Source organism: Noviherbaspirillum agri (genome assembly GCF_054780595.1).
The window spans coordinates 461,140-483,381 of sequence record NZ_BAAGWA010000002.1 but is presented as its reverse complement, the minus strand read 5'-3'; the positions used below and the strand labels follow the sequence as shown (position 1 = coordinate 483,381).

Annotated in this window: 20 protein-coding genes; 12 read left to right on the top strand and 8 right to left on the bottom strand. The window is 61.5% G+C overall.

Annotated features, from left to right (window positions below; genetic code table 11):
* Positions 1–191 precede the first annotated feature (191 nt).
* Complete coding sequence (yddG, locus tag ACYVIA_RS04935) at positions 192–1,118, top strand: aromatic amino acid DMT transporter YddG (protein ID WP_460838459.1); 927 nt, start codon at positions 192–194, stop codon at positions 1,116–1,118.
* A gap of 9 nt (positions 1,119–1,127) precedes the next feature.
* Here the strand turns inward: yddG and ACYVIA_RS04930 are convergent, their stop codons facing one another.
* Both ACYVIA_RS04930 and ACYVIA_RS04925 read right to left on the bottom strand, forming a co-directional pair.
* Positions 1,128–1,583 carry a hypothetical protein gene (locus ACYVIA_RS04930; protein WP_460838457.1) on the bottom strand — a complete coding sequence of 152 codons (456 nt, stop codon included), beginning with the start codon at positions 1,581–1,583 and terminating at the stop codon, positions 1,128–1,130.
* A 23-nt stretch (positions 1,584–1,606) separates the two neighbouring features.
* Positions 1,607–1,873 (bottom strand): hypothetical protein, encoded by a 267-nt coding sequence (locus ACYVIA_RS04925; RefSeq protein ID WP_460838455.1) that lies wholly within the window; start codon positions 1,871–1,873, stop codon positions 1,607–1,609.
* 43 nt (positions 1,874–1,916) lie between these two features.
* On the opposite strand from ACYVIA_RS04925, the gene ACYVIA_RS04920 reads away from it, so the two are divergent.
* Together ACYVIA_RS04920 and ACYVIA_RS04915 are read left to right on the top strand one after the other, a co-directional pair.
* Positions 1,917–2,192 carry a DUF2164 domain-containing protein gene (locus ACYVIA_RS04920; protein WP_460838453.1) on the top strand — a complete coding sequence of 92 codons (276 nt, stop codon included), beginning with the start codon at positions 1,917–1,919 and terminating at the stop codon, positions 2,190–2,192.
* 121 nt (positions 2,193–2,313) lie between these two features.
* Positions 2,314–2,565 carry a KTSC domain-containing protein gene (locus ACYVIA_RS04915; RefSeq protein WP_460838451.1) on the top strand — a complete coding sequence of 84 codons (252 nt, stop codon included), beginning with the start codon at positions 2,314–2,316 and terminating at the stop codon, positions 2,563–2,565.
* A 547-nt stretch (positions 2,566–3,112) separates the two neighbouring features.
* Here the strand turns inward: ACYVIA_RS04915 and pbpC are convergent.
* Positions 3,113–5,509, bottom strand: coding sequence for a penicillin-binding protein 1C (pbpC, locus tag ACYVIA_RS04910; protein ID WP_460838449.1), 2,397 nt, complete (start codon positions 5,507–5,509; stop codon positions 3,113–3,115).
* Between the two features lie 68 nt (positions 5,510–5,577).
* The gene (locus ACYVIA_RS04905; protein WP_460838446.1) at positions 5,578–10,641 is read right to left on the bottom strand and encodes an alpha-2-macroglobulin family protein; all 5,064 of its coding nucleotides are present in this window, start codon (positions 10,639–10,641) and stop codon (positions 5,578–5,580) included.
* 171 nt (positions 10,642–10,812) lie between these two features.
* Between ACYVIA_RS04905 and trhA the strand changes: the two genes are divergently transcribed.
* The gene (gene trhA, locus ACYVIA_RS04900) at positions 10,813–11,430 is read left to right on the top strand and encodes a PAQR family membrane homeostasis protein TrhA (protein WP_460838444.1); all 618 of its coding nucleotides are present in this window, start codon (positions 10,813–10,815) and stop codon (positions 11,428–11,430) included.
* A 736-nt stretch (positions 11,431–12,166) separates the two neighbouring features.
* Here trhA and ACYVIA_RS04895 read toward each other — a convergent pair.
* Genes ACYVIA_RS04895 through ACYVIA_RS04885 form a run of 3 tightly spaced genes read right to left on the bottom strand, consistent with a single transcriptional unit; the run spans position 12,167 to position 12,677 of the window.
* A complete protein-coding gene (locus ACYVIA_RS04895) occupies positions 12,167–12,364 on the bottom strand; it encodes a hypothetical protein (RefSeq protein ID WP_460838441.1) in 198 nt (65 codons plus the stop codon).
* Positions 12,337–12,501, bottom strand: a complete 165-nt coding sequence (locus ACYVIA_RS04890) for a hypothetical protein (RefSeq protein ID WP_460838439.1) — start codon at positions 12,499–12,501, stop codon at positions 12,337–12,339. The genes ACYVIA_RS04895 and ACYVIA_RS04890 overlap by 28 nt, the downstream gene beginning before the upstream one ends.
* A complete protein-coding gene (locus ACYVIA_RS04885) occupies positions 12,498–12,677 on the bottom strand; it encodes a hypothetical protein (RefSeq protein ID WP_460838438.1) in 180 nt (59 codons plus the stop codon). Before ACYVIA_RS04885 ends, ACYVIA_RS04890 begins: the two co-directional genes overlap by 4 nt.
* On the opposite strand from ACYVIA_RS04885, the gene ACYVIA_RS04880 reads away from it, so the two are divergent.
* From ACYVIA_RS04880 to ACYVIA_RS04850, 7 genes are all read left to right on the top strand, one after another.
* Positions 12,676–13,038 (top strand): hypothetical protein, encoded by a 363-nt coding sequence (locus ACYVIA_RS04880; protein WP_460838436.1) that lies wholly within the window; start codon positions 12,676–12,678, stop codon positions 13,036–13,038. The two genes, ACYVIA_RS04885 and ACYVIA_RS04880, sit on opposite strands and share 2 nt — an antisense overlap.
* Entirely contained in the window at positions 13,035–14,447 is a 1,413-nt protein-coding gene (locus ACYVIA_RS04875) for a TolC family protein (RefSeq protein ID WP_460838434.1), read from the top strand. The genes ACYVIA_RS04880 and ACYVIA_RS04875 overlap by 4 nt, the downstream gene beginning before the upstream one ends.
* 13 nt (positions 14,448–14,460) lie before the next feature.
* Positions 14,461–15,861 carry a multicopper oxidase family protein gene (locus ACYVIA_RS04870; RefSeq protein ID WP_460838431.1) on the top strand — a complete coding sequence of 467 codons (1,401 nt, stop codon included), beginning with the start codon at positions 14,461–14,463 and terminating at the stop codon, positions 15,859–15,861.
* A 52-nt stretch (positions 15,862–15,913) separates the two neighbouring features.
* The gene (locus ACYVIA_RS04865) at positions 15,914–16,435 is read left to right on the top strand and encodes a cupredoxin domain-containing protein (RefSeq protein WP_460838429.1); all 522 of its coding nucleotides are present in this window, start codon (positions 15,914–15,916) and stop codon (positions 16,433–16,435) included.
* 64 nt (positions 16,436–16,499) lie between these two features.
* Positions 16,500–16,844, top strand: coding sequence for a copper-binding protein (locus tag ACYVIA_RS04860; RefSeq protein ID WP_460838425.1), 345 nt, complete (start codon positions 16,500–16,502; stop codon positions 16,842–16,844).
* Between the two features lie 161 nt (positions 16,845–17,005).
* Positions 17,006–17,506, top strand: a complete 501-nt coding sequence (locus ACYVIA_RS04855; protein WP_460838423.1) for a protein-disulfide reductase DsbD N-terminal domain-containing protein — start codon at positions 17,006–17,008, stop codon at positions 17,504–17,506.
* 75 nt (positions 17,507–17,581) lie between these two features.
* On the top strand, positions 17,582–18,001 hold the full coding sequence (locus ACYVIA_RS04850) for a DUF411 domain-containing protein (protein ID WP_460838421.1): 420 nt from the start codon (positions 17,582–17,584) through the stop codon (positions 17,999–18,001).
* A 116-nt stretch (positions 18,002–18,117) separates the two neighbouring features.
* Here ACYVIA_RS04850 and ACYVIA_RS04845 read toward each other — a convergent pair whose 3' ends face one another.
* Positions 18,118–18,264, bottom strand: a complete 147-nt coding sequence (locus ACYVIA_RS04845; RefSeq protein ID WP_460838419.1) for a hypothetical protein — start codon at positions 18,262–18,264, stop codon at positions 18,118–18,120.
* Between the two features lie 175 nt (positions 18,265–18,439).
* On the opposite strand from ACYVIA_RS04845, the gene ACYVIA_RS04840 reads away from it, so the two are divergent.
* Positions 18,440–22,228, top strand: coding sequence for a DUF4132 domain-containing protein (locus ACYVIA_RS04840; protein WP_460838416.1), 3,789 nt, complete (start codon positions 18,440–18,442; stop codon positions 22,226–22,228).
* Positions 22,229–22,242: the final 14 nt, after the last annotated feature.

The window sequence follows — 22,242 nt, the reverse complement described above, 5'->3', positions numbered from 1 at the left end:
CACCTCATACCATGCGGTGGCGTTGCTGCCGGTCTCGGAAGGAGCCTCGTGGTCAGTAGTGACCTGAATCATTTGAGGGAAGCTTCCGTCCGGCGTATGATCCGACGCTCGCACAGTTGCCCCTGTCCGCCCGACATGCGGCCACTCGCATCCTTCATCGACATGCAACACCATTCCTCGCAGTGACAACATTGACCACACATCCCCAGGCCGGCATGGGTAATCTTGCCGGCGTTCTCGCGATTCTTCTCTGGAGCGCCACGGTCGGCCTGTTCCGCAGCATCGGCGAATCGCTTGGCCCGGTCGGCGGCCCCGCAATGATCTTTACCGTGAGCGGCTTGCTAGTGGTTGCCTTCACCGGCATTCCCCGCCTGGGGCAACTCAACCGCACGTATCTGCTGCTCACCGGCGCGCTGTTTGTCGCGTATGAGATCTGCCTTGCGCTTGCCATCGGGTATGCGCACAACCGGGGACAGGCGATGGAGGTGGGCATGATCAACTACCTCTGGCCGAGCCTGACGATGCTGTTTGCGGTGCTCGCACGCCAGCAACGCGCGTCGGCCATCCTACTCGTGCCGGGGATTGCCCTGTCGTTTGTGGGCATCGTCTGGGTGATGAAGGGCGAGTCGCACTTTTCGTTCAACCAGCTGGCGGAGAATTTCCGCACCAATCCGGTTGCCTATTCCCTTGCATTCATCGCTGCCTTCCTGTGGGCGGCGTACTCGGTGCTGTCACGCCGCTTCGGCAACGGGAAGAACGGCGTCGGACTATTCCTGCTCGCCACGGCAGGTGTGTTGTGGGTGAAGTACTCCTGGAATGCGCAGCCAGTGATGGTGGTCACACCGCGGGTCATCGGGGAAGTGCTGGTGATGGGAAGCTTTACTGCAACTGCCTACAGCGCATGGAATTTTGGCGTACAGCGCGGCAGCATCGGTTTGCTCGCCGCATTGTCGTACTTCACACCGGTGCTCTCTGCCTTCCTTGCCAGCGTTTGGCTGGGCGTCAAGCCAGGTTATGCATTCTGGATGGGCGTGGCCATGGTGACGATCGGGTCGCTGGTGTCGTGGTGGTCGACCCGGGGCGGCAGTACGCGCATGCACACGAGGCGGGCGGGCTGAGGCCGCGAGTCAGGCGGCAATGGCGAGCCGTTCGGACGCCAGCCAGTCCTGCGCTTCCTCTATCGTCTGGAAGAACGCGAGATTCCATTCGCAGAAATCCGAAAAGAGCCGGAAGGCGTGTGCCGACATCCTGCTCTTGCGCTCCTTCGCCAGGACATGGGCGGCGACACGCATGCCGGCCCGTCGCGCCTGCGGGAGAAAGCAGTAGACAATCCACGGCACCGAGCTGATCCAGCATCCGACTGCACGACGCCCGTCGTTGAGCACCTTGTCCGCCCCGGACTCACGCAGAAGATTGCACAACTCTTGGCATCCCTCCTGGATGGTCGCCAGCGTCTGGCTCCCTTTCCATTGAACGTGAATATAGTTGCCGTGCTCGACGAAAGATAGATCGAAACTGGCGTGGGTGATGATCCGTACTTCGCCGCTCTTGTTCGCGGCCGTATTACTGCAAGGGGTCAGCATAAGAAAACAGGTTTGTGGGAACGTTAGCGCAATCCTAAAGCGGGTCGATCACCGCATTGCGCCTGAGACGGAGCATGTTTGAGTGCGTAATCGGGAAGCTTATGGCTCGAAAAAAGAGCCGACATGATAAAGCGATTCGTTCCCCGAAAAGGCTGGCTGGCTTGTCTGAACAAGTCAATATTTTGACCACATTTGATTTGCATCACGCAAATTGCCGTCTGGAATTCCAAGTCGCCATGGTTGGTCAGATGCCTCGCTTCGCCCGCCAGGATGCGACTAGAATCGTCCATCTTTCCATGATCCGTAGCGCGGCCGAAAGGGGGGGGGGCTTGCATGACAATCGAACTGACGAAAGAGGCGCGCGCCGAGGCGATAGCTTCGATTCAGAAATATTTCCGCGAGAATATGGATGAGCCGATTGGTAATATTGGTGCGGAAGGGCTCCTCGGTTTCTTTCTCGAAGAGATCGGTCCCACGATCTACAACAAGGGCGTCACCGACGCGCAGGCGCGGCTGCAGGAGCGCGTGGCGGAGATTGACATCGAAGTACAGGAAGAAGAGTTTCAGTACTGGCGCAAGCAGGAGCGAAAAGCCCGGGGGCGCAGGTAAAACCCTCATGGAGGCGCAGGCGGCAACCTGCCGGCGCCCGGCTCTCCGCAATCGGCATGAAGAGTCGCGGTATCGGTCGTCATCAACATATCGGAGCGAATGATGGAAATGAAAAAGATCAATGCCGGAAAACTTGCGCGCCATCGGCTACGACGCGCGGGAACGCATCCTGCGTGTCGAATTCGAGGACCGAAGCGCCATCGATTATTCAGGCGTCGGCGAAGAGGTGTGGCGCCGGCTGTCCACGTCCGGTGCGGCATGGAGCTACTACCGCGACAATATCGAGGAAGAGTTTGCCGGGCGCCGCGGCACCGTCCGGTCCAAGGGACGGCCGCAGCAGCTCGATGATCTTTTTAAATCCCCCAATGAGTAAACAGTGCGACACCGATTTCATCGATGGCGCGACCATGTCTGACCCGTCCACAAACAGGGATCTGGTCATGCGCACATTTTCACGGAACGGGGCAAGGTCATGACCAGGCGAAAAAATCAGGATGGGCTGAAGGAGGTGCTAAGCGCGTTCTTTCAAGAGATCGCTGCGAAAACACCGGCCAATCAGCTTTATGTAGCCGCCACCCGTGAGGATCTCTGCGCTGAACTTGTTGCGTTTGGCGAGGATGCTGTCGCTACAAAAGTTGCGAAGCTTTCGAAGGGGAGGCTGGCGGAAGTATTCCGGCGCGCCGGGGAGCTGGATGCGCAGTCGTCCGCCTCTTCGCACGGACATTCCCTCTGCCTAGCTGCGGTTGAGATCGTGGAAGGCGCTTCCCGGCCCCTGGCACGCCGCAGACGGCGCAGTATCCGGTGACTTCAATGTAATCGGTGGTCTCCAGTGCATGCCGGCGTGTGCTTTTGCCGATGAGCCGCCTTTGCCATCAGCCTTGCTCGGCTTCCTCAGCATCCCCCAGCTTTCCGCGACCGGCTCACAAACCATCCACCTCAAACTCCAGGCTGTCGTAATGCCCCGCCATGTCCATGACGACGATGCTGTGCCGGCCCGCCTCGCGGAGGACGAAGGTCCGCGTTTTCCTCGTGCTGGCGTCGGCGACCTGCCTCCCATCTAGCAACCAGTAATGCAGGCCGGTGCCACCGACCGCAGCAAGGTTCAACGCCACCTTGTCTTCACCGGGTGCCGGGCGCAACCGGCTGCCATTGCGCAGGCCCATGAGACGGACGCTGCCGACGATATTCGCTTGCTGGCAATCCGGGGACCAGGCGACGAGGCCGAGCTGCTGCCGTTGCGCGGGAGAAAGCCAGGCTTCCAGCAAGGCGGGCCAGCGCGCAACTTCGCGTCGTTGTGCTCCGGGCTGGCATGCGGGCGTCGTGTGCAACTTCGTCTGCGGATCGAGCCAGATGTTCTCGATCAAACTCCGCGCACGCAACCGGTCTGGCAAGGTTGGCGGAATCGTGTCGTTCAGGACCCATGCAGTGCGCTTGACATGGCAATGCTCGGGAGGCGTCGTGCTGGCGGCGGTCCCTACGGGCCAGCACACTTGTGCACTCGATACTTCCCTGGGACGCGCCGGTGCCGGCATGTCGCTGCGCGGCAAGGCGAGTGCAATCTGCTGCAACAGCGGAGCCGCAATATTGGCGCCGAAGAAGCCGGGATTGGGCGTGCCGTCAGGACGCCCGATCCACACACCCAAGGTATAGCGGCCGCTGACACCGACCGCCCATGCATCGCGAAAACCGTAGCTGGTGCCGGTTTTCCAAGCCAGGCGCACGCCGCTGGCATTGTTCTCGATAAAGGGCTGGTCGGGATGGCCGCCGCCGTCCAGGATGCTGCGGATGATGAAGGCGGCACCGGCGCTCATCATGCGCGCCTCGCGCACCGGGGCATCCGGCGTGATGCGCGGCGTGCCTGCCATGCCGCCTGCAGCGAGCGAGCGATAGGCGCCGACCAATTCTTCCAAGCTGGTGCTGGCACCGCCGAGGATGATGCTCAGGTTCGGTGGCGCATCCTGTGGCAAGCGTAGCCGCAACCCTGCGCCGGAGAGGCGGGCGGCAAAGCGGGGGGGGGCGATGCGATCCAGCAGGTCGACTGCCGGCACATTGAGCGAGCGTTGCAAAGCCTCGGACATACTGACAGGACCGGAAAAACTCGCTTGAAAATTGCCGGGATCGTAACCGCCAAAGGATTGCGGCGTATCCGCGAGCAGGCTTTCCGAATGGATGATGCCGTCGTCCAATGCCATCGCGTACAGGAACGGCTTGAGCGTGGAACCCGGCGAACGGATGCCGCGCACCATGTCGACGTGGCTGAAGCGACGAGGATCGGAAAAATCCGCCGAGCCGGCATAGGCAAGAACCTCCAGCGTCTGGCTGTCCATCACCAGGGCTGCCATCGACACAAAGCGCGGCAGCTGGGCAACGCGGTCCGCCAGCATGCGCTCCAGCGTGACCTGCATGTCGCGGTCCAATGTCGAGCGGATGATGGTGGCATGGCTGCCGCCGTTGTGCCGGCCATCCAGCTGGGCCGCCTGATGCAGGCGCTCGGCGGCGAGCGGTGCCAGCCAGGTCATGCGCGGTGGATTGGCGCCGACTCTTTCGATGATGGCATCGTCGACTTCCGCCTGCGGCCAATGGCCCAGCTCGGCCATGCGGCGCAGCACCTTGTCACGCGCTTGCTGCGCGCGATCGGGATGGCGGTCAGGGCGCAGGCGCGACGGTGCTTGCGGCAGCACCACCAGCAAGGCGGCTTCTGCGGATGAGAGCTGGACCGCGCTTTTCCCGAGATAGCTGCGGCTCGCCATTTCGACGCCCTCGATAATGCCGCCCATCGGCGCATGGTTCAGATAGAGCGTGAGGATGTCGCGTTTGGACAGGCGCAGTTCGAGTTGCAACGCACGCGCGATCTGGCGCAACTTGCCCGGTATGCTGCGTGGTACCGGCTCCAGCGTGCGTGCTACTTGCATGCTCAGGGTCGATCCGCCGGAGACGATGCGCCCGTGCGTAAGCCATTGCCAGCCGGCGCGCAGCATCGCGACCGGATTCACGCCGGGATGCCAGTAGAACCATCGGTCTTCATATGCCAGCAACGCGTCCAGGTAACGTGGCGAGACCTGGTCGGGCGCCACAGGAAAGCGCCACACGCCATCTCGATCCGGCCAGCCGCGCAGGGGGGAACCGTCACGTGCAACCACGACCAGGCCGCCGGTATCACGCGGGATGGGCGGCGGGAAAACCTGGTCGGCCAACAACAGGCAAGTCAGCAGCACCGCCAGGCAGGCGCGGTAGGGATGCCCGCGCAACCATGCACGGATCGCACGGATGATCGTAGCGAGGGGCGCAGTGACGGTCGCCGCAGGATGAAGTTTCATGGTGAGTGTTCAGAACCACCGCCGTTTCCGCATGCTGCTGTCTGCACTGGCGGAAACGGCGATGGATTCTACTTCGTCCCGTTGCGTGGATCGACCACGGTCACCGGTTCCGACGACGGCCCGTATGCTCGGATGTCGGGACGATACATGTCTTCCGCGTACGGACCGGGTACATGGAAGCGGCCGGGAGTGACAACGCGCAGCATGTAGAACAGGTTTGCCTGATTGCCATCAAGCCTGAGCGCGGCGACAAAGCGGTCGTCGCGATACTCCTTGTGCTTGATGCGGGGATCGCTCATCGCGGTCGCCAGGTTCACACCATCGATCATGAATTCGCCGGCCTGTGGCCCTTGCGACAAGTTGAGATTCTCCACTTCCAGCCCGGCAGGGATATGGTCGACAATGAGCGCATCCTCGATCACCTGCCTGGATTTTGCGGTGACGCGGACCAGCAGCATGTCGCCGACTGTCAGGTTGCCGCCTTTCCACGGCTTGCCGTCGGTGGTGAACCACTTCCGCTCCAGCGACATTTTCTCCGTGCTCGGCACCGGCAGTTTCAGCGGGAAGCCGCTTGCCTCGACCTCGATCCACAGCGGATGGCTGCCTTTGTTCTCGATGGAGATGCTCTTGAGCGCCAGCGCCGGGTCGAAGCTGCGCACTTCACTGTCCTTCGACGTCAACGTCATGCTGCCGTCGGCCGTCTTGAGCACGGCTTCCCATGGATCGGCTGTGCTGCCGCCAGCTGCTCTCGCCGCCAGGAACAGCGCGATGCGCTCTTGCGTGGAAAAATAACCACGCGGCTTGCCGAGCCGGTCGGCCAGATTGAGCAGCAGGGTTTCGCGCTGCGGATGATTGACCTTGTGACGCAGCAGGAGTGCATAGGACATTGCCTGATCGCGTACGTCGGTTCCGTAATCTCCCAGCCAGTCCCAGCCCATGTCTGTATGTATGCCATAGGGCCTGGTCATCGCCTCGGCAATCGCGGCTTCGCTGCGCTTGCTGTCCCCCATCAACTGCAGGGCGATGCCCAGGTGCACTAGCGGCAGTGGGGAGCGCGCACGGTCACGGTACTGGTCATGCAGCAGGCGCAAGGACGCGAGGGACGCCTTCTGTTCGCGCGCCAGCATGTAGCCGATGTGCGCCAGCTCCGCAAAACGTTGATGGCTGTTGCGGATCAGGTCGTAGTCACGCCAGTGGTAGCGATCGTTTGCATCCGGCTTCACCGATGCAGGCAGGGGCGAGAACTGGTTGGCTGCGCCGTTGAGCCGTTCTGTCATCCACTGTTGCGCGCGCCTGGTGACGTCTTCCGGCACATTGAAGCCGGCGTCGCGCGCATCCATCAGGAAGCTGGTGACATACGGCGTGAGCCAGCCTTCGTAGGGGCCGGTATCGCCGTTCCACAGGCGGAAGCCGCCGGTTGCACCCTGCATGCCAGCAATGCGGCCGATGGCGCCTTCGATAAACTTTGCGCGCTGCTCGCGTGTGCGCGGTTCCAGCCCGACCGCTTTCGCACTCTCTTCATCAATGAACACATGCGGATAGGCTGCGCTGGTGGTTTGCTCCACGCAGCCGTAGGGATAATCCAGCAGTCCCTTGACGATGCTGCGCACATTCAGCGGTGGCCGGCTGGCGATGGCGACGCTGAGGGTCGCCGAACCGCGAAAGAAGCGCTCGACCATATTCGCGTCCAGCCGCTGGCTGCTGCCCGGCTCGACACGCAGTCGCCGTGCATCCTGCTCGCGCGGCACTGGCGGCTGGATCTGCAGCGCGAATTCCCGGTGGATCGTCACCGGTTTCGCGCCGCCGGTTTTCACATCCAGCATCACGCGCGACAAACCGAACGCCTCGGTCGGCTCCACGTTGAAGCGCAGGATGTTGCGCTGGCGCGGCGCCAGCTTGACGTTGCGCTCACCATCCGTCACGCGCAGCAGTTTGTCGGCGCTAAGCCTGATCTGGATGTCTTGCTCGCCCTGCATCATGTTGGTCACATCCAGCGCCAGCGTGGAATTGTCGCCAGGCCCGATGAAGCGCGGCATGGCGATCTCCGCCACGATGGGCGCCGACACGACCACCTCGCGGTCGGCATTGCCGTATGCGTCGGCCGTCGACGCCACGACCATTAAACGCAGGGTACCGTTGAAGTCGGGAATGTTCAGGGGCACATCGGCTTCGCCCTGCGCATTGAGTTGCACCGGACCCGAGAAGATGTCGACGAGCTTGACCTTCTTCGGCATGCTCTTGGTGTCGCGCTTGCCGGCATCGCCGCCCCACTTGATCTTGCCCGGCGTGCCGTCCATGCGTTCGATCAGCTTGCCGTAGATGTCGGTCAGCTCGGCGCCGAAGCGGTGCTTGCCAAAGAAGAAGTCAAACGGATCCGGCGTCTTGAAATTGGTGATGTTCAGGATGCCGACGTCCACCGCCGATACCGTCACCATCGCCTGCTTGCCGGCAGCGCCGTCGACCTTCACCTTGGCGACCATGCGCTTTTCCGGTTCGACCTGCGCGGGCGCGGTCACTTTCACATTGAGCTTGCGCGACTCTCGTACCAGCGGCAGCCACGTCATGCCGACGGCGCGAGCGGGCGTCACGCGATCACCCTGGCTGCCCGGGCGGAAGACTACCGTCGACACATACATGTCCGAGCGGTTCCAGCTCTTGTCGACCGGGATCGTCACGGTGGTGCCGCTCGTGCGCACTGCCACACGGGTGCTCCACAACACCTTGTCGGCTTCGACCAGGACGAGCGCCTCGCCATCGTGCGGAGGCACGATCTTCAGTTTCACGTCGCTTCCCGGCTTGGCAGGCGCGCCTTCCAGTTGCAGTCGCACGCGGTCGGGACGGTTGCCGACGCTCTCTGCATCCTGCGCATTCCAGCCCGCATAGAAGCGGTAGCGCAGGATCATTTTCGTTTCGGGGTCGGTGACTTCGAGGCGATAAGTGCCCCAGTTCACCGGCACGGTCAGCTTTGCGCGCTTCTGCAAGTCCAGCGCGCCGGCGTAGATGGTTTCTTCTGCTTCGGAATAGCCGGAATGCCAGCCGCGGCCGGCGTCGTAACGCCAGTAGTATTGGCGGTCTTCGCGCACAAGGCGGAACTGTGCCTGTTTCAGCGGCGCGAACTTGCCGGTGGGCGTGGTGCGAATCAGCTCGAACTCGGCCATGCTGCCTTCGCGCGCAACATCGCTTTCGAACGCAGGGCGGACCGCAATCATGGCATCAGCAGGCCACCACAACCGCTCGATGGAACGCACCACCGGACGTCCGCCGGATTCCAGCAGGCTCAGCGATGCACGCACGCGCATCGGTGATGTCGCCATGGTGTCGAACGGTACGTCCAGCGTTGCCTTGCCGGTGTCGTCCAGCGAGGTTTCCGGCAATTCCGCACGGTTCTTCGTCTTGTCGTCGCCGACGTCGCCAAACAGAAATCCTGGCCACTCTTTGGGGAAGGGAGCGCGCGCGCGTTCCTGCGACACGCTGCCTAGCAAGCGATTGCCGGCTGCCGGGGCGCCGTACAGGTAGTCACCCTGTACGTCGACACGGAAGTCGTCGCCAGCGGACAATGGCGTGGTATCGCTCTTGAGCGTGAGCTTCATCCGCTCGGGCAGGAATTCCTCGACCTGGAAACCGTAGATCGCATCGGCGCGCCTGGCCGAGGGATCGGCGCGGAATTCCAGTGTCCATTTTCCGGTGGCGGCATCGGCGGGCAGGTCGATGTTGTGTTGCATGTAACCCGGCGTCTTCGAGTCGGGCTGCCACATATTGGCGTTGACCACGTCGCCACTCGGCTTTTTCAGTTCTACCTTGACTGGCATTGGCGGCAGGGCAGTGCCGTCGGCGCTGCGCGCCATCAGCGATACCGTGAATTTTTCACCGGGGCGATACAGGTCGCGGCCCGACCAGGCGAACAATTTGACGTCGCGCGGCAAATGTCCGCCGATATCGAATTCCGCCAGATCAAGCCCCGGCTCCTGCAGCGCGATGATCGATGTTTCCTTGCCGCGTTTTGCCAGCAGCAGGCGTGCGCCATCAGGCAAGCCCGGCAATACACCATGGCCATTGCTGTCGGTGGCGCCGCGCAACAGCACTTTGCCTGATTCGCCCAGTACTTCCAGTTCGACGCTGCCCTGCGCCTTGCCGCTCAAGAGCGATGTGGTAAACACGTCGGTTTGCTTGACCTGGCGACGCACGTGCAGGCCGATGTCGCTGACGTAGAAATACGTGACCTGGTAATCATTGTCGAAGAAGCCGGGACGTCGCATCACCGCAACATAGATGCCGGGCTCCTTGAGTTCGGTGATCTTCTCAACCGGGAGGAAACTGACCTTGCGCGTATTCGGCGCGTCGGTGGTGATGAAGCGATTGCTGTAGACGCTCTCGGCGATGCCCTGCAGCGCATTCAATTGCCATCCGGAGGTCTGGCCTTTCAGCTTGTTGCGGGTTGCCCAGTGGTCGTCATAACCCTCGTTGCTTTCCTCGTCTTCTGTGCTGTCATCACCGCGCCGCTTGCCAACGACCATGTCGATGAATGCCGGGAGCTTTTCCGGCGACACCCGCAGGAACTCCACATCCACTTCAGGAATGTTCACGGTGACCACGGGCAGGCCGCCATTCAGGCCGGCTGGCAGGACCGTGCCTTTGCTGGCGAAAAAGTAGGATGGCGCCATCTCGTCGCTGCGAATGACACAGCTATGCGCCTGATCGAGTTGACGACCGGAGGATGCGGCCAGCGCCGCGCTCATGTTGACGCGGTACTGATGCCCTGGCTTTACGAAGGGAAAAAGCAACACATGCGGGTTGTCGGCAACGATCCAGCCGCCTTTCACCACGCTGCCTTGCGTTGATGTGTTTGCTTCCGCTGTCCTCGCCTCGCCCAGATCGCTGACCTCGATCAGCTTGTCCAGTGCCTGGTCGCTAGCGACGCTATTGGAAAGCACCACGGCGAGGGCCGGCTTGTCGTCATGCAGCCGGGCGAGGCAACTGCTGACCGCAAACGGTGTATTTACGTCGGATAATACTGCATCGCCGCCTGCGGAGAGCATGGAGCGCTGGCTTTTCATCCACCATGCACCGGCCGCTACGGTGCCGATCGATGCGACCAGAAGTATTGCCAAGGCTTTTTTATTGATTCTCGCCATGTTGTTTCCTTGAAATAGTTGCCGGTAATGTAACAGAACGCCATGCGGCTGAGTGCGCAGACGATGCCAATGCGAAGGTGCGGAGCATGGCGTCAGGGCGCAAATTGCTGCATCAGACTGGCATCTGGGGCATAGTCGATGCCGTTGCGGCTAAATCACGGGGGCGGAGCGATGTACTACGGCGAAAAACTCAATGCATGGACGCATCTCGTCGGCGCTGTTCTGGCTCTTGTCGGCACAGTGCTGATCATCGTGATGGCGTCACTTGATGGCGACCCATGGAAGGTGGTGAGCGTATCGATCTACGGTGCCACGCTGATCATTCTTTACAGCGCATCCACGCTCTACCACAGCGTCAAAGGGCGAGCAAAAACGTTGTTGCGCAAGTTCGATCATCACAGCATTTACCTGCTCATCGCAGGAAGCTACACGCCGTTCTGCCTCGTCTCGTTACGCGGAACATGGGGCTGGTCCTTGTTTGGCACGGTATGGGGGCTGGCACTGCTGGGCATGTTGCAGGAACTGCGGCCGAGGAATGGTGCGCGGATTCTCTCGATGCTGATCTATGTTGTGATGGGATGGGCAGCGCTGGCAGCGCTTGTCCCGTTGAAGGCAGCACTAGGCGCGACCGGCTTCGCATGGGTAGCCGCCGGCGGGCTCGTGTACACGCTGGGTATCGTGTTCTATGCACTGGACGTACGCTTGCGGCATGCGCATGGAATATGGCACTTGTTCGTGATCGCCGGGAGTGCGGTTCATTATTTCGCCATTCTGTTCTACGTGCTGTAGGAACGCGTTGTTATCGCATTTCGTCGCAGCCATCCGCTTCGTTGTTGCAATAGGTTCAGGATGATTCGTTAACTTCTTTTCAAGCTCTTGCCCGGCACACACTAAACCTCGAAAAACGGTCCGCAAAAATAATCGCGCATCGGTGTCCGAACGGCCTTGACAGAAACGGACAAGAGCGTAGTATGAGCTTCACCTGTCGCGCTAATACGTGCCCAAACATCCTTTGGACGATCGACGCGCATTGGTTGGAAATGCGTCATGGTGGGAGAGATTGTCGCGATGCGATGAACCCGAAGCCATGCCACTTCCGACCCCCATGGACCCAGGGTTCTTGGGGTGCTGGCACTGTGCGACAGGGTCAAATTCCAACGGCTCGCTTTGCGGGCCGTTTTCATTTTTGCACGCACAAAAAGCACAGGCATGGACGCTGCACTTCCCGCGCAATTGCCTGTCAAAAGCGACTATCAAAAGTGGCTGTCAAATAGTCGCAGTCCGAAAAGCTATGCGTGAAGCCACCACGATTTGTAGCTCGGCAATATCTGTTTTGCTGAAGACTCCGATGTGCAGGCAGCGTCGCGTTCATCGTCAAGCTTGCCCATGTTTTTTCCATTGAAAAGCACTTGACCTTGCTGCGATGGGAAGGTTTAAAGTACCGTCCAATCCTGCGGCAAAGTATTGCCGCACCTTCTGCTAGACTGTTTGAATGCACCGCGCCCTCAAGACATTGTTGCTCTGGCTAGTGATCGCCGCGCTGCCCCTGCAGGGGCTGGCGGCGGTAACCAAGGCCGCTTGCGGTCCCGCGCACCATGCGCTGTCGTCGGCAGCCATGATGGCGGGGCAGCATGCGCACGCGCATGTCGATGTGCACGAGGGTGCTTTCGATCAACACGACATGGCCGGCCATCATCACGCGGAAGCGACCGTTGCAAGCCACGATGCCGGCGATGCCGCGCCGACTAGTGATAGTGCCAGCGCGTATTGCGCCGCTTGTGCCGCCTGCTGTTTTGGCGCGGTTGCGCCACCATCGGCCACGTTGCCGACTCCGGAGCCGACGGCTTCGAAAGCCATCATCCTTTCTCCTGCCTCCCTGCTCGCGGGCCATGTTCCGTCCGCGCCTGAACGTCCGCCTCGCTTCGCTGCTTGATTGAATCGAGCGCCGTGGCCGCGCGTTGTCGCGCGTCCCGGCTTTCACGAAACGGCGCAATTGCGCGCCGCGCCATCAAGTCGAGCGAAGCAGAGGTCATCATGTCATTTTTCCATTGGGCCGCCGTGGCGATGCTGAGCGCATTGCCGCCGGGCGCCATTGCCGGGCAACAGACACTGTCCGATCCGGTGGACGCGCGTGCGTCGGGAACGCCCATTACCTACGAATCCGTCTTCAAGTCCTATCGGGCAGCACTCGAGGAGCAGGAGTCGCCCGATAAAACCTGGCGGTCGGCCAACGCTACGGTCGGAAAGCTCGGCGGTCATTCCGGGCATATCGCATCGGGCGAGAGCGACGGCGCCGCTGCACCGGCCGAGGCAACTGAAGCGGCTTCCCCGATGCCGGTGCGCGAGGGGCATGGTGTGGGCCACGCGGACCATCAGGAAGAGGGATTGCAACAATGAATATCCGACGTTTATCACTGCGTCTGAAACCAGCCGTCGCGGCAGCAATTGCCCTCGTCCTTGCGGGGTGCGCGACGTTCTCGCAGGACGGGGGAATGAATGCTGTCTCCGGCATGGCGCAAGAGCGCACCGGGCAGGCCGTGCAGGTCTCCAGGTCTGCCAGCGACGTCGACGGCCCGGTGCGGCAGCTGCTGGGCACGCCGCTCACGCCGGACACCGCAGTGCAGCTTGCCTTGCTGAACAATAAAGGCTTGCAGGCATCGTTTGCGGAACTCGGCATTGCCGAGGCCGACCTGGTGCAGGCGGGCCGCATGCGCAACCCCGGCTTTTCCTTTTCCCGCATGCGCGGCGGCGACGATGTGGAAATCGAGCGCAGCATCATGTTCGACCTGGTCGGCCTGCTGACCATTCCGATGCGCAGCAATATCGAAGCCCGACGCTTCGAGCAGGCCAAGCTGCAGGCCGCAGCGCAGGCGGTGCGGCTGGCAGCCGACACGCGCAAGGCCTATTTCCATGCCGTCGCCGCGCGGCAGACCGCGCAGTACATGGAACAGGTCGCCAGTGCGGCCGAGGCCGGCGCACAGCTGGCGCAGCAGATGGCCAGAGTCGGCAACTGGAGCAAGCTCGACCAAGCACGCGAGCAGGCTTTCTATGCCGAGGCCACTGCGCAGGTTGCGCGCGCAAGGCACAACGCCACTGCGGCGCGCGAGCAGTTGGCGCGCCTGACGGGCGTTTGGGGCGAGCAGGTTGCGGCGATCAAGTTGCCGGAGCGCCTGCCCGCTTTGCCGAAAGAACCAAAAGCCGTCGCCGACATCGAGTCCCAAGCCATGCGGCAAAGGCTGGATGTGCAAATGGCAAAGCGCGATGCCGAAATGACCGCAAGCGCGCTCGGCCTGACGAAGGCGACCGGTTTCATCAACGTGCTGCATGCCGGCTACGCGAACAAGAGCGAGACCGATGCGCCGCGCGCCAACGGCTACGAGATCGAGCTGGAACTGCCGATCTTCGACTGGGGCCGCGCGCGCACGGCCAAGGCCGAAGCGATCTACATGCAGTCGGTGCAGCGCACCGCAGATACCGCGATTCGCGCACGCTCCGAAGTACGGGAGGCGTATTCCGCCTATCGCACCGCCTACGATCTGGCGCGGCATTACCGTGACGAGATCGTGCCGTTGCGGAAGAAAATCTCGGATGAAATGCTGCTGCGCTACAACGGCATGCTGATCGGCGTGTTCGAACTGCTCGCCGATGCGCGCGACCAGATCGGCAGCGTCAATGCCGCGATCGAGGCGCAGCGCGATTACTGGCTGACCGAGACCGACCTGCAGATGGCGATCAACGGCAGTGGCGGTGGGGCGACGGCGTTGCGTGTGCAGTCTGCGGCACCTGCTGCCGCACAAGGGCATTAAGAGAGGAACAACAATGGTTTCACGCAGGGATTTTTTCATGGGGGCGGGCGCAGTCGCGATCGGCGCCGGCCTGGTCAGCCGCGTCGGTGCCGCATCACTGCCGGAAGCGCAGCTGATGGCCAATGCCGCGACGCAGCCGCCGCTGACGCCGCCAAACGGCCGCCCGTACAACCCGGTGGTCACGCTCAATGGCTGGTCGCTGCCATGGCGCATGAACAACAGCGTCAAGGAATTCCACCTCGTGGCCGAGCCGGTCGTGCGCGAAATCGCCCCGGGCATGAAGGCCAACCTGTGGGGCTACAACGGCCAGTCGCCGGGCCCGACGATTGAAGTGGTGGAAGGCGACCGCGTGCGCATCTTCGTCACCAACAAGCTGCCGGAGCACACCAGCATCCACTGGCACGGGCAGCGGCTGCCGAACGGCATGGACGGCGTCACCGGCCTCACGCAACCCGGCATCCCGCCCGGGAAGACGTTTGTGTACGAGTTCATTGCGAAGCGCCCAGGCACATTCATGTACCACCCGCATGCGGACGAGATGACGCAGATGGCAATGGGCATGATGGGGTTCTGGGTCACGCATCCGAAGGATCCGAGGTTCCAGAAAGTCGACCGCGATTTCGTGTTCCTGACGAGCAGTTTCGACATCGACCCGGGCAGCTTCACGCCGCGCGTCAATACGATGCTGGACTTTAATCTGTTCACCTTCAACAGCCGCGTATTCCCCGGCATCGATCCGATGGTCGTGCGCCAGGGCGATCGCGTGCGCATCCGCGTCGGCAACCTGACGATGACGAACCATCCGATCCACCTGCACGGGCATGAATTCGTGGTGGCCGGCACCGATGGCGGATGGGTGCCGCCGTCCGCGCGCTGGCCGGAAGTCACGACCGATGTCGGTGTCGGCCAGATGCGCGCCATCGAGTTCGATGCGACGGACCCGGGCGACTGGGCCTTTCACTGTCACAAGTCGCACCATACGATGAATGCGATGGGCCACAATGTGCCGACCATGATCGGCGTGGACCATCGCGGCATCGCGCAGAAGATCAACAAGCTGGTGCCCGACTATATGGTGATGGGTGAGCGCGGCATGGCGGACATGGCCGAAATGGAAATGCCGCTGCCGGAAAATACGCTGCCAATGATGACCGGGCAGGGACCGTTCGGCAGCGTCGAGATGGGCGGCATGTTCACTATCGTGAAGGTGCGCAAGGACCAGAAGCCGGGTGATTACAGCGATCCAGGCTGGTACAGGCATCCGGCCGGCACTGTCGCCTATGAATGGCAGGGCGCGCTGCCGGAACCCGCACGCAGCAAATCACCGGGCGGTCAATCCATGCCGCCTGCAAACAAACCGGCCAATATGGAGATGAAGGCACGCAAGCCGAACGGCCATGAGGGACACCATTAAACCGTTCGCATGGCGCCGGCATTTGAATCACGCAACACGAAAGAAGATGCACATGAAATACACCTCCACTGCCAAGGCCATGCTGGGCGCTACGCTCGTCCTGCTATCGTGTGGCATGACAATGGCGCCGGCACTCGCGCATGGCAACAAGCAGCACGCGAAGCCCGCTTTCGATCCTGCCAGCGCGGAACAGAAGGTCTTCGGCATTGCCGGCGATCCGCAAAAGGCGACGCGCACCATCAAGGTCGCCATGACTGACAACATGCGCTTCGTACCGGATAACATCACGGTCAGGCAGGGCGAAACAGTAAAATTCGTCGTGGCCAATCGCGGCAGGATGATGCACGAGATGGTCATCGGCACCATGGAAGACTTGAAGGAACATGACAGGATGATGAAGAAGTTTCCGGAAATGGAGCATGACGAGCCGCACATGTCGCATGTGAAGCCGGGTACGCGCCAGGAACTCGTCTGGACCTTCAACCGCCCCGGCGATTTTCACTTCGCCTGCCTGATCCCGGGGCATTTCGACGCCGGCATGATCGGCAAGATCAAGGTCGTCGTCCGCTCATAAGCACGCCCCGCATGGGGATAACTGATTTTTCGTACTTCGTTGGGAATCAAGGAAAGGAAGCAGCATGAAGAAGCAAACCACCCTCGCACTCGCACTGGTCGCCGCACTCTCCGCACCGGCATTTGCGATCGCGCAGCATGCGCACCATGGGCACGGCACGGTGATGAAAACCTCCGCCGCTGCAGCCGCTATGGCTGATGGCGAGGTGAAAAAGGTCGACAAGGACGCCGGCAAGATGACTATCAAGCACGGCCCGATCGAAAACCTCGGCATGTCCAACATGACCATGGTCTTCCGCGTCAAGGATCCGGCCATGCTCGATCAGGTCAAGCCGGGCGACAAGATCCGCTTTGCGGCGGAAAAGGTCAACGGTGCGCTGACCGTTACCAGGATTGAAGCAGCGAAGTAAACGGCGAAGCAAGCCTCGCTATATGCGCTCACTCCGCCGCGTGCTGCGCAGCGGAGACGGGCGGGCAAGCCGGGCATCGCGTGCCGCTTGCAAGCCTGTCATGAGGTACGCAACTTGCTTATTCTTGTAGTGAAGTCGGAACCAGGATCGGAGTTCTCAAAATGAAGAATCGCGTCGGGATAATCATTCTCGCCTTGCTGGCGTTCGCGCAGGTCGCACCCGCCACCGCACAGCAATCGAGTTCGCCGGGCGGCGCCAAGGGTGCCTTGAGCAACCTGTTTTCCTCGCCCAGCGAAGACGAACTGATCGAGCCCGATCTCGCCTTCAAGCTGGACGTGAGGGTGAAGGGACCCAATACCATCGTCGCCAACGTCACCCCTGCCAAAGGCTATTACGCCTACCGGGAAAGAATGCGCTTCTCGCTGAAAGATGCGAACGGCGTGACGATCAGCGCGGTCAGGCTGCCGGCGGGCGAGGTGAAGGTCGACCAGACCTTCGGCAAGACAGAGGTCTATCGCAAGGCCACGCCGGCTGAGATCACGTTGAATCGCACCGGCAAAGCGAACAACGTCACCCTTGTGGCGTCCTATCAGGGCTGCCATGAAAAACTGGGCGTCTGCTACCCGCCGATCGAGAAGTCGGTCAAGCTCACATTGCCCTGACAGCCCTGCGACTGGGAACACCATTCCCGGATGCGAGAGAGTCGAGCGTTATCAAATACGAAGTGAAGGAACGTCATGATGAAGAAGTCAATTGTCGCCACCCTGCTTGCCGCTGCCTGCAGCGTCACTTACGCCGCCGGCGAGACGATCACCGTCTACAAGGACAAGAACTGCGGCTGCTGCGAAGGCTGGGTCGATCACCTGCGCGAGTCCGGCTTCAAGGTCAAGGCCATCAACCACGACGACATGTCCGCCATCAAGAAGAAATTCAACGTGCCGGAGTCCATGGGCTCCTGCCACACCGCCGTCGTCGACAAGACCGGCCAGGTGATCGAAGGCCACGTGCCCGCCGCAGCGATCAACAAGCTGATCGCGCGCCCGAATGTGAAAGGTGTGGCCGCGCCCGGCATGCCGATGAACTCGCCCGGCATGGGCAAGCTCGACGGCAACCTGATCACTTACGATTTCAGCGGCAAGTCGTTCTCGCGCGACTGATGGACTGATCATGCGTTCCTGCCGTGCAGGAACGCAGTGCTCCCCGGGTGCCGTTCGGCACCCGACCTGCTCGCCGGCTGGTGGCGACGGGAGAAATCCCGGGCCATTCGCCGGCATCACACTTTCCCGTTTCCTTCCCCATCCTCGCCTGATCCGGTCAGGATGAAAGCGCGCTTGTGCAAGGCGGCGATGCCCGGCAGGGTGCCACACGCGATGCTGACCGAATACGGATCGGTGCAAGAGCGCGTGCATCCCATGTTCATGGGGGGCTTCCACGTTGCAAGTGGCACACCTTTTGTCAAAAAAGATACAGTTGCAGCAATAAGCCGCTTGTAAAATCGTTTCCCGATGGCAGCATTGAAGCACATGCCTGTGAAAGCCCGCTGCGTGGCCTTCACGGACTCGACAAGCACAATAAATTCGGGGACGGATCATCTCATGCTCAACAAGCTCAAGGACGTACTGCACGCGGCGCGTCACACGTTTTCATCCGATGCTTCTCTGTTGAAGAAGGGCCTGCAAGGGCTCGCTTTCATCGACAAGGCATTGCCGGAGCGCGCTGGCGAGTTCATTGTCAGCGGCGAAGGGGAGGATGTATTGCTCGACCTGCGCAGGGCTGCTCCCAATGCCGGGAGACTGTTGGGCAATCCGGGACGGGTAAGCGGAGGTTTCTATTTTCATTCCCCCAACAAGGCCGAGATCAGTGCCATCGAAGGCAGCCTGAGAAGCAGGAATCTCTTCTATGAGGGGATCAAGCGCGATCCGGAGCATATCGAACTCCTGGTTCGCCTTGGGAAGGCACTGGAAGCGGCCGATCAGGGCAGTTCGCTTGTGCGCACCGGCGCCCAGGTTCCTGACTGGCTGCAGTATCTTGCAAACGATGCGCTCTGCGCGTCGTTTGATACCTACAATCCCACCGTTACCGAGAAGAATCGTCCGATCTGGAACGTCAACCTCATTCACGATCTGCTTGCGGCAGAAGGGCTGCCTGGCACGCATGCGCTGCAGTTGATCTTCGAGCGCAAGGGCATCGATGCCTATTACCAGGACCGAGTATTTGCGCGATTGTTGGCCGCTGACGGCCTGGACGATTACATGCTTGCCCACCGTGATGCAGTCGAGTCGCTGACCGGGCAGCTCTCCGCAAGCGGGCGATGCGTGCTGGCCGGCAGGATCGGCAACGGAAGAGGATTGACTGCACCGTTTGCGCGCTTGCTCGTGCGTCTTGCTGTTGACAGCGGCAAGACCGTACGCGCCGTCGCGGCAGCGCATCTCGAGAAAGTCCCGGTGCAGCAGTGCACGGACATACTCGCCGACATGCTGGCCAAGGGAGAGACCGAGGCGCGCACCCATGCGGCAGAACTGCTGGCGCGCACGCAAGGCGGGCAAAGCGCCTCCTTGCTGGAAAAGGCGCTCGCTGAAGAAACCAGCAAGCCGGTGCAGCAGGCGATCCGGGCGGCGCTTTCCCGATTGCAGGCAGCCGACGATGCCAGCACGCTGGACCTCCCCGAGCCGCCGGCATGGCAGAAGCTGGAGGAAAAACAGCTGGGAGAGGATGCAGTACAGCTGTTGATGGCCAACCGGATCGAGCTGCTGGAGCGGCATCGCAAGGCCGCCGAGGAAGAAAGCGAGCAGAACAAGACCGCCCAGTACAAGTACACCTGGCGACAGAAGCACTACAAGGACTATGCCAAGCTCACCGATGGCGATTTGAGAAAGGCCGTCGAGGTATTGAACGGCAAGGGCGGCAACACCAAGGTCTTCGAGCACAACGGCATCAACGAAACGATCGGCTTTGGCAACAAGCTGGAAACACTGCCGGAATTCGGCATCGCTCATTTGATCCGCTGGCTCAGCAATACCAACCGCCGCGGCGGTTTTTTCTGGTACGACCAGCGTTTTCAGAAGTGGCTGCAGCGGCAGGATACCAGTGCCATCGACTTGCGCATGCTCTCGGACCTTCTTTCTCGCTCTGGCTATACGGTCGACAGCATCGCCCTGGCTTGCCTGCGCGCCTGGTGGACCGACAGTATGCGTCCCATGGATGCATTGCCGGCAGAACGGGTGTGGCCCTTCTTTGCGGAGCATCCGGAATTCATCGATGAGGGGCTCGGCCTGCGTGCTGCCCAGCGCGGGCAGTACGACAATCTCGAGCTCGGACAGACGCTTGACGTCCTCGCGACGTTCCCCGTCATCCCGGCGAGGTGGTTGCCCCGGTTGATGGAAATTGCGCTGGGCGAGGGGAAAATGCATCGCGGTGCGGCCCAGAAAGTGTTGGGACGATTGCCGGATATCGGACGGCGCGTGATCGAGTCGCTCGCGTCCAGCAAGCAGGAAATTCGTATCGAAGCAGCGCGCTGGCTCGCCGACCTCGATTATCGCGATGCGGTGCCGGCGCTATACAAGGCGCTGGACAAGGAATCGCGTGAAACGGCACGCGCGGCGATGCTGACGGCGCTGGAACGCCTCGGCGAAGATATTTCTCCACGGCTGGCTCCCGAGGTGCTGCGCGCCGAAGCGCAGAAGGGGCTGAAAGCCAAGACACCGGCGGGCCTTGCCTGGTTCCTGTTCGATGGCTTGCCCGCCTGTTCGTGGCAGAACGGCGGCGCGGTGGAGCCGGAAATCATCCGCTGGTGGGTCATCCTTGCCTGCAAGCTCAAGGAGCCGGGAGGAAATGCCTTGCTGGAGCGCTATCTGCAACTGCTGGACGAGCGCAGCAGGGCAGCGTTGGGCAGTGTCGTCCTGCGCCAGTTCATCACGCGTGACACCCTGCATCCGAGCCTGGAAGAGGGCATCGCGCATGCGCAGGCAAACGCGCAGCAGCGTTACCAGCAGTATCAGGAGTGGGCGCGCAAATGGCCTGAATACTACGAAGCCCAGGGCAAGATGACGCCGGAGCAGGTATTCGAACAGGTCAAGCGGGAAAAGATGAGCGAATACCTGGGCAGTGCGATCGGCGAGAAAGGCATTCTCGCCCTGATCCATGGCACGCCCGGCCATGAGATCGTCAGCCTGTTGCAAGGCTACATGCGCGACCACTACCAGCGGCGCGCACAGATCGAGGCAATGATCGAGGCGGCAGCCGTCGCCAACGACCCGGTGGTGATCCAGATGCTGCTCGGCCTGTCGCGTCGCTATCGCACCGCCTCCGTCCAGGAGAAGGCGCGCGCGCTGGTTGCCGATATCGCGAACCGCAACGGCTGGACGCAAGACCAGTTGGCAGACCGCACCATCCCCACTGCCGGCTTCGATGAGAGCGGACGCCTTGACCTGCAATACGGCGAACGACTGTTTTACGTCACGCTCGATGAGGCGATGAAGCCGGTCCTGCACAACCCGGAAGGGAAGGTCGTCAAGGCGCTGCCCGAGGCGCGGCAGAACGATGCACCCGAAAGCATCAAGGAAGCCAAGTCGCTGTTTGCCACCTGCAAGAAGGAGCTCAAGCAGGTGATCGAGATGCAGACCGCCCGTCTTTATGAGGCGATGTGCGCCGGCCGCCTGTGGCCGGCAGAGGAGTGGCATCAGTATCTGTACCGGCATCCGATCGTCGGCCGTCTCGTGCAACGGCTTGTATGGCAGGAAGTGCCCGGAGATGGACAGATCCTGCGCTTGCTGCGTCCCACCGAAGACGGCAGCCTGATCGATGTGGAAGACAACGAGGTGGAGCCGGCAGCCGGCAGCCGGCTTCGACTCGCACACGGCTCGCTTGTCGGCAGCGACGAAGCCAAGGCATGGCATGCGCACTTCAAGGACTACAAGGTGACGCCGCTCTTCCCGCAGATGGCGCGCCTGCTCCCGGACCTTGCCGCACTGCAGAAGGGGGCATTGACCTCGGCGCATGCCGGCGATGCAAGGAACACGATTGCGGATCGCCTCGGCTGGTTCAGCGATACCTTCACCTTGCGTGGCGCATTCAGCAAGCTCGGCTACCAGCGTGCGCAGGCGGAAGACGGAGGTTTCTTCTACCTGTACACCAAGGACTTCACTAGCGCCGGCGTACGCGTTGTCATCGAGTTTTCTGGCAATACCCTCCCGGAAGAGAACGTCCCGGCCGCACTCAAGACCGTGGGGTTCGAGAACCTGAAAGTGCGTGGCTACCGCGAGCGTTCGATGGCACTGAAGGATGTGCCGCCGGTGCTGCTGGCGGAAGCCTACGCCGACTATCACGCGATAGCAGATGCCTGTGCCGGCTATGACGCCGGATGGGAAAAGAAAATACCTTGGTGAGTGAATCCATGACC